Raw genomic sequence first — 601 nt, forward strand, 5'->3', positions numbered from 1 at the left:
GCGTGACGTTCTTGCGGCCGCTGCCATCGTCGGAATACGCGAGATATTCGGTGCCGGCGATCTTGCCCTCGCCGAGGGTGTCGTTGCCCGCGAGGTCGACGTTCGGCCCCCAGAAGCGCCCGTAGCCGCCGTTCGGCGTGATGTCGACGAGCGCCCGGTAGTTCGAGTAGATCGCGAGGCGCCGCAACTCCGCGGCGCTCGGCTGCGCGGGATTCGCGAAGCCGGGCCGCGTGTCGCTGCCGAGGCCCGTCTTGCCGAGCCCCGCGGTCAGCAGATCGTCGCTCGCGCCGTCGTAGGCCGTCTTGCGCACGCTGCCCGAAACGAAGCCGGGCAGCGCGTTCACCTGCGCGTTTTCGTCGCCGTGGCACGCGCCGAGCAGCACACCGCCGAGAAGCGCGAGCGCCAGCCCCGGCGCGCGCCTCGATCCGCCCCTGATCGCCGTCATGGTTGCCCCCAGTCCGCCTGATGGGTTCGAATCGCCCGCTCGCCGGGCGGCGCGCGCCGCGCCCAGGCACGGCCGGCGCGCGCGGCGGGCGGCGTCGCTGCGCCGCCCGCGCATCGCCGTCACTGCGGCTGCACGGACAGCCTGTTGTTGACCGAC

At 73.4% G+C, this 601-nt stretch carries 1 protein-coding gene; it reads right to left on the minus strand.

Translation table 11 applies throughout. The annotated features are described in order from the left end of the window. Positions 1–445, minus strand: a 445-nt coding sequence (locus ACU8YE_RS23970; protein WP_446929842.1) for a 3-hydroxybutyrate oligomer hydrolase family protein, incomplete at its 3' end; no start/stop codon positions are given. Positions 446–601: the final 156 nt, after the last annotated feature.

It is taken from the genome of Ralstonia sp. VS2407, from assembly GCF_052950655.1.